The 6,451-nt window shown below is 45.9% G+C and carries 7 protein-coding genes; all 7 read right to left on the reverse strand.

What is annotated here, in order from left to right; all coding sequences use genetic code 11:
• Nucleotides 1-126: 126 nt before the first annotated feature.
• The gene (locus O71_RS20690) at nt 127-1,128 is read right to left on the reverse strand and encodes a site-specific integrase (RefSeq protein WP_007661087.1); all 1,002 of its coding nucleotides are present in this window, start codon (nt 1,126-1,128) and stop codon (nt 127-129) included.
• A 106-nt stretch (nt 1,129-1,234) separates the two neighbouring features.
• Entirely contained in the window at nt 1,235-1,534 is a 300-nt protein-coding gene (locus O71_RS20695; protein ID WP_007661088.1) for a hypothetical protein, read from the reverse strand.
• 19 nt (nt 1,535-1,553) lie between these two features.
• Complete coding sequence (locus tag O71_RS27650; RefSeq protein ID WP_007661089.1) at nt 1,554-1,949, reverse strand: helix-turn-helix domain-containing protein; 396 nt, start codon at nt 1,947-1,949, stop codon at nt 1,554-1,556.
• Nucleotides 1,950-2,157: 208 nt separating this feature from the next.
• Nucleotides 2,158-3,537 carry a tRNA uridine-5-carboxymethylaminomethyl(34) synthesis GTPase MnmE gene (gene mnmE / locus O71_RS20705; RefSeq protein ID WP_007661090.1) on the reverse strand — a complete coding sequence of 460 codons (1,380 nt, stop codon included), beginning with the start codon at nt 3,535-3,537 and terminating at the stop codon, nt 2,158-2,160.
• A 69-nt stretch (nt 3,538-3,606) separates the two neighbouring features.
• The gene (locus tag O71_RS20710; protein WP_007661091.1) at nt 3,607-4,146 is read right to left on the reverse strand and encodes a thioredoxin fold domain-containing protein; all 540 of its coding nucleotides are present in this window, start codon (nt 4,144-4,146) and stop codon (nt 3,607-3,609) included.
• Between the two features lie 73 nt (nt 4,147-4,219).
• Nucleotides 4,220-5,098, reverse strand: coding sequence for a metal ABC transporter permease (locus O71_RS20715; protein WP_007661100.1), 879 nt, complete (start codon nt 5,096-5,098; stop codon nt 4,220-4,222).
• A gap of 192 nt (nt 5,099-5,290) precedes the next feature.
• On the reverse strand, nt 5,291-6,451 hold a 1,161-nt coding region (locus O71_RS20720), incomplete at its 5' end, for an iron chelate uptake ABC transporter family permease subunit (RefSeq protein ID WP_007661101.1).

Here is a 6,451-nt window from a genome sequence, read left to right on the forward strand (position 1 = left end):
TGATAATTTTGTCTTGAGTGGTCATGATATAATCGGGTTAATAATTAAATGACGTCACATTCAATTTACTTAAACTGTCAGATTATATCTTGACTATCTCACATTAGCCAACCTCTCCTTTTCTGTCTAATCATCTAATTTTTGTACTGCGCTTCTGAGTCTGCCAGCAGTTGATTTAGCATATATCTCCGTAGTCTTTACACTTCTATGACCCAAGAGGCTTCTTATATCAACTATATTCGCATCAGTATTTAAGAGGTTACATGCAAAGCTGTGACGAGCATTGTGAAACGTTATATGTTTATTTATACGTGCTTCTACCATCCAGTTCTTTAAGATGATGTTCGATTGGCTATAGCTAAGACCTTTGAACACCTTATCATTGGGTTTACCTTGTAATTCTAATCTAATGAAGTCTATAGTATTTTTTGTTAAAGGTATAGTTAGGGATTCCTCTGTTTTACCCATTTGAACAGAGCATTCGTAAGCTTCACCTCCAAGAGAATATATATCTTTGACCTCTAATCTCAGTACATCACCAAATCGAAGTCCTGTGTAGCAACTGAATATGAAAGCTTTCTTCAATAGGGTATGATTTTCAAATGACGTTGCTTTAAGCTTTTCTATTTCCTGTAGAGTTAGAAAGCTTCTTTTAGGTTGTTTATATTTTTTACGCCCTTTAATGTTATGTGCTGGGTTAGTCGTGATGATACCTTTTTCGATTGCCGATTTGATTACAATCGAAAATTTTTCAAAATATGCCAATGCGGAATTGTTGCTAAGACGCTGGTTCTTGCGTGACATTGCTTTATTGAAAAGGTAGTCATGATAGCTTTTAGCTAAGTCTACTGTCAAGTCACTAAACTTTATAGTCAAAGAGCCAACGAACTTCTGAAAGTGATTGAAGGAAGAGATGTATTGCTGTTGACCTTCATCTCGTTTACTTTCGGCATAAAATCTGAAGTACTCAATAAAATCTGAACTTGATGATAAGTTCGATTTCGCACCAATTGCGTGTGGTTTGTTTCCCTTGAGAAAATCATCAACAAACTTCATAGCTTTTGCCTTGGCTTCATCATTTATCAATTTAACTTGAGGATTGCTTTCATCTGGATATAATTTTCCCAACTTAACATATTCTCTTTGTTTAAAGCCATAGTAGATGTCTGCATAAATGCTTGTGAATTTTTTTATTCTTGCGTAATCTTAATTTTATATTCATGGTAAATTATAATTATAGGTAACTGTTAAATAATTTCTCTGTACTGCTAGTATTAGCTGTGTTAAGTCTTTCTGATGTTGTAAGTGCTTCACGTAATTGTTTAGTCGAGTAATAAATTTTGTTCCCATCTCTTATCTGCTTGTATCTAATGCCTCTCTCACGAAGAGTTTCTTTGCTGATATCCAATAGGTATGCAGCATCATCCTGAGTAATGATATCTGTTTCCCAAAGTGTCTTTTTAGTCATGCTTTTAAGATGAAGCAATTGCAACTCATACAGTGCTTGTTGTTTATCTGTGGTTTTCTTTTCCATTTTATTAGAGTAAAAATTTTCAAAATCCTCCTTTATGGAATCGAGAAATGGAAATGTTTAAAAATATTTTCATTTTTTCTAAAAGTTCTTTTTTTTGTAATATAATTCTGCTGTTAAATCTAATTATCGGAAGCTTTTTGGATTCTATCATTCTCCTGATTGTTCTTGTAGATATCCCGAACAGGATAGAAGCCTCTTGTATGGACAGGTATGCCTTTTCGTGAAGGTTATTCTCGATTACATGGAAAGTGGCACCAGTTTCTAATTCAGACGTTGTAATCTTTTGCTCTTTTAACCTCCGTTTGTAGGCTCTTTTGGCGCAGTAATCTGAACAGTTCTTAGTGACAGTAGTCTTTGCTATAAACTGTTTTCCACAGAACTGACATTTGCGAGTTAGTCTAATGTTGCTACTCATATTAATGGTCTACTAAGGTCTAAGGAAGTCAGCAACGGACAGGAGTGGACTGTAGTGGACATAATCTCCCCACCAGACAGCACTAAAATGAAAAAGGAAGAATTCGTAACAAAAACGTAACAAATTCTTCCTTTAAAACAGGTTGGGAGCCTGTCGAATTCTTCTAAAATCGTGTCATACGCTCTAAAAAAGCGGTTTTTGAGTCGACCTATTTGCCGATGCAGAATTTTGTGAAGATGTTGTCCAGCAAATCATCCGTTGTGATCTCTCCGGTGATCTGGCCTAGACTGTAAAGCGCACGGCGTATATCAGCTGCCACCAGGTCGCCGCTCATGCCCAGGCCCAGCCCGTTCAGCACATCGTCCAGCGCTTCATAGGTTTTGTTCAGACTGTCGACGTGACGCAGGTTGGTCACGATGGTTTGCTGCTGTGTATTTAGTTTGCCCAGGTTCACCTTGTCCACCAACGCTTGCTTCAGGTCCTCCAGGTTAGCACCCTCTGCGGCGGATATCTGCACCATACCTTCTATACCTGCGAAAGCAGCCAGTTTTTCTGGAGAGGCCTGGTCAATCTTATTCGCTACCGGCAGGAAAGGCAGTTTCTTGGGGTTTAGTACTTCCAGTTCTGACTGCAGTTCTTCCGGCGTGGTGTCGGTGATGTCGAACAGGTAGATGATCAGGGAAGACTGGCTTAGCTTCTGCATGGTGCGCTCCACGCCGATGGCTTCCACTTTGTCGGTTGTTTCGCGCAGACCGGCTGTGTCGATAAAGCGGAACGTCACTCCCCCGATGTTGATCTCGTCTTCGATGAAGTCACGTGTCGTACCAGGCACATCCGATACAATGGCTTTCTCTTCGTTGAGTAGTTTGTTGAGCAGAGTAGACTTACCAGCGTTTGGCTTGCCCACGATCACAGTCGGTACGCCGTTCTTGATCACATTGCCCAGCTCAAAAGACTTGAGCAGTTCGCGGATGATCTGCTGAATGTTCAGGATCAGGATACGCAACTGGTCACGATCGGCAAACTCCACATCCTCTTCCCCAAAGTCAAGCTCTAACTCGATCATGGAGGCAAAATGCACCAGTTCGGCCCGCAGTCGCTTGATCTCCTGCGAAAACCCGCCCCGCATCTGCTTCATGGCCACTTCATGCGAAAGAGCGGAGTCAGAGGCGATCAGATCGGCCACGGCCTCTGCCTGTGCCAGGTCAAACTGTCCGTTCAAAAAAGCACGTTTCGTAAACTCCCCGGCATTGGCCAGACGGGCACCTTTTTTCAGGAGCAGCTGCATGATCTGCTGCACAATAAAGTCAGAGCCGTGGCAGGAAATCTCCACCACATTTTCCTTGGTGTAGGAGTGAGGAGCCACAAAGAGCGAGACCAGCACTTCATCGACAATCTTGTCCCCATCGCGCAGCGTTCCAAAGTGGATGGTATGGCTGGCTTGTTGGGTGAGGTCTTTTCCTTTGAAAACTGAATTGGTGATGGTGATGGCTTCCGGGCCCGAAAGGCGGATCACCGCGATGGCGCCTGTTCCGGACGCTGTGGCTACCGCTGCAATGGTATCTGTATGTATGAGCTGATTGGTCAAGGTATAGCAGGTGTTTAAAACACAAAATTACGCATAAATCAGGCATTCTTCATGAAACATTCGTGAATCCTACTTCCTGCTATACTCTTCCCAGGTTTTACTCTTGTGATGATTGTCCCCAAAATAAGTCAGGATTTTGTGAAAGGTGGAGGCATCGAGGTAACCAGGTACGGGTGTGAGCATGTTGAACTTTTCGTCCAGGTATACGGTAGTCGGGTAACTCATCTGTCCCTGTAGCAGGGCTATAGCCAACTCGTGTGCCCGGTATTGTTCCTTGAAAGTATAGGTATGGCCATTGAGGGTGATCGGCTTTTTGCCCTCAGCGTCAAGCTTCACGGCATAGTAGTTCTTGTTAATGTAAGCCACCACCGCAGGATCAGTGAAGGTAGACTTGTCCATCTTTTTGCACCAGCCACACCAGTCGGTATACACATCAATCACGACTTTCCGAGGCTGCTTCTTGATCTTTTCGGCAGCTTCTTCTATGCTGAGCCAATTAATCTTAACTTCTTTTTGAGGAGTATTTTCGTCAGGCGATACATTGTGCCAGGTATAGCTGGAGAATAGCAGCAGTGCGAGCAATGGCAGGAGGAATGTTTTCTGTAGCATAGCAGGTTATCTTTGAATCAGAACGCTTAAAGTTATGCTTTTTATATAGGTTGCTTTATACCTTGTTTTCAATCTAATGTCCTACGGTTTGCACACGCTTCTGTCGGCGCAGCTTGCCGTGGGTGGGCGAAAAAAGAAAGGCTAGCAGAAACTCTATACCTGTCACGGTAGCGATAGCTCCGGCAATGGACCCATCGAGCCAAACCGCCAGGTAGTACCCGGCAAATGAGGCAATAACCCCTAGCAGGACCGAGATTCCCAGCATGGTCTTGAAATCGTCGGTAAGTAGGTAGGCTGTAGCTGGAGGAGCAACCAGAAAGGCCACCACCAGGATAGCACCTACCGACTCAAACGAAGCTACCGTCGTCAGCGACACGGCACCCATCAGCAGGTAATACCACAGGGTAGTGGAAATGCCTATGGCTGCCGCAAAAGCCGGGTCAAAGGTGGTCAGGAAAAGCTCCTTATATCCCAATACAATAAATAAGCCGATTAGCAGTGTGACCACTGCCAGCATCCAGACAGTGCGGGGACCCATGCTCAGGCCTCCTTCGGTGATGATCAGGTCGAGCGGTACATAAGCTATTTCGCCATAAAGTACGCAGTCCTGGTCAAGGTCTACCTGACCGGCAAATACGGAGATCAGGATGATGCCGATGGCAAAAAGCCAGGTGAAGGTGACGCCAATGGCCGCATCGGCCTGTACCCGCGCAAAGCGGTGGAAGAACTCTATCAGGAAAGTGGTGAGCACACCCAGCAGACCGGCCCCAATCAGCATCGGAATGGTATCACGCGAGCCCGTAAACATAAACGCGATCACAATGCCCGGCAGCACCGCATGCGAAATAGCATCGCCCACCATGGCCATGCGCCGCAGTATCAGGAAGCAACCCAACAGACTGCAGCATGTGGCTACCAGACTACCCGTCAATATGATCCAGAATGCGTTCATGTTTTATTATAGTTAGCGAATGTGTGATGGAGTGAATGAGTGATTGTTTTTATTTTATGAAATTTTCATACTCGTAGGCGAGAACCCTTTTACCTAATTCTTATTAAAATATCTTGTATGATTTGGTTCGTTCATTACCTGTTTTTGCGGATTTTAAATCACTCATTCACCCCATCGCGCATTTGCTAAATTTTATGGAATCCTCGCGCTATGCGGATCGAGATCGGGATAGTTGAGTTCTTCGATCAGACGCTGCTCCAGTTCCGGGGTGATGATGTGCTCGATGGTCTCGGCGTCTTCATGCACGTGGTCGGAGGCCAGATTCAGGTACTGCGTCAGGTATAGCTCCCATAGGCGATGGAGGCGTACGACCCGACGACCGCGTTTTTCGCCCTCCGGTGTCAGCAACCAGCGCTTGTCCTCTTTTTGGAGATAACCTTGCCGCTTTAGTTTCTGTAATCCGCGTATGGCTTCCTTCCTGGGTATATTGCGTCTTTCCAGTAATTCTTCCAGACTGCGGGCACTGTCATAGTCCTGTCGGAGTTCACCTAACTGGTAGAGTAGTTTGAGGAGGTTTTCTTCCAGAATTCGCGTTTTATTGCGTCGCTGCCGCAAGATACGGGCAATCCAGCCGCGACCGGGAGCAAGGGCGAACGACAGGATCGCAATCATCGACACGATCAGCACAATCCAGGGCCCTGTCGGCATAGAAGGGGCCGTGTATGAGACAAAGGCGCCCGCTATACCTGAAAATGCCCCTATCAGCGCAGCAAGTACCAGCATGACTTTCAGGTTTTCGGTCCAGAAGCGAGCCGCCGCAGCCGGTGTGATGAGCATAGCGGCCATTAGTACAACGCCTACAGCCTGTATACCGACCACTACTGCAAAAACTGTGAGCGTTGTGAGAAGTAACTCCAGTCCGCGTACCGGAAAGCCGATGGTGCGGGCATAGGCCTGGTCGAAACAGAGTAGGGTAAGTTCTTTAAAAAATAGCACCACAGCTACCAGAAGCAATACCGCTACCACCCCAAAAGCGATCAGGTCTTCGCCGATAAGCGAAGCCGCACTACCAAACAGAAACTTGTCGAGTCCACTCTGAGCAGCATTGCCGGTCTGCTGTATGGCAGTAAGCAGAAGGATACCAATCCCAAAGAAGACCGAGAGCACCAGCCCGATGGCTGTGTCCTCTTTGATGCGTGAACGAGAAGTAATGTAATCGATCACCACCAGCGAAAGCCAGCCCGTTACAAATGCGCCGATCAGCAGGATGAAGGGGTTTTTGGTGCCTGACAGGATAAAGGCCAGGCAGACACCTGGCAGCACGGCATGTGCCACGGCATCGCCCACCAGCGC

Origin of the sequence: Pontibacter sp. BAB1700 (assembly GCF_000277005.1) — a bacterium.
GTDB lineage: Bacteria > Bacteroidota > Bacteroidia > Cytophagales > Hymenobacteraceae > Pontibacter > Pontibacter lucknowensis.

Excerpts from the sequence above, each read along its gene's own strand:
- O71_RS20715 (WP_007661100.1), bottom strand. The coding sequence starts at position 5,098 with ATGAACGCATTCTGGATCATATTGACGGGTAGTCTGGTAGCCACATGC.
- O71_RS27650 (WP_007661089.1), bottom strand. The coding sequence starts at position 1,949 with ATGAGTAGCAACATTAGACTAACTCGCAAATGTCAGTTCTGTGGAAAA.
- O71_RS20695 (WP_007661088.1), bottom strand. The coding sequence starts at position 1,534 with ATGGAAAAGAAAACCACAGATAAACAACAAGCACTGTATGAGTTGCAA.
- O71_RS20710 (WP_007661091.1), bottom strand. The coding sequence starts at position 4,146 with ATGCTACAGAAAACATTCCTCCTGCCATTGCTCGCACTGCTGCTATTC.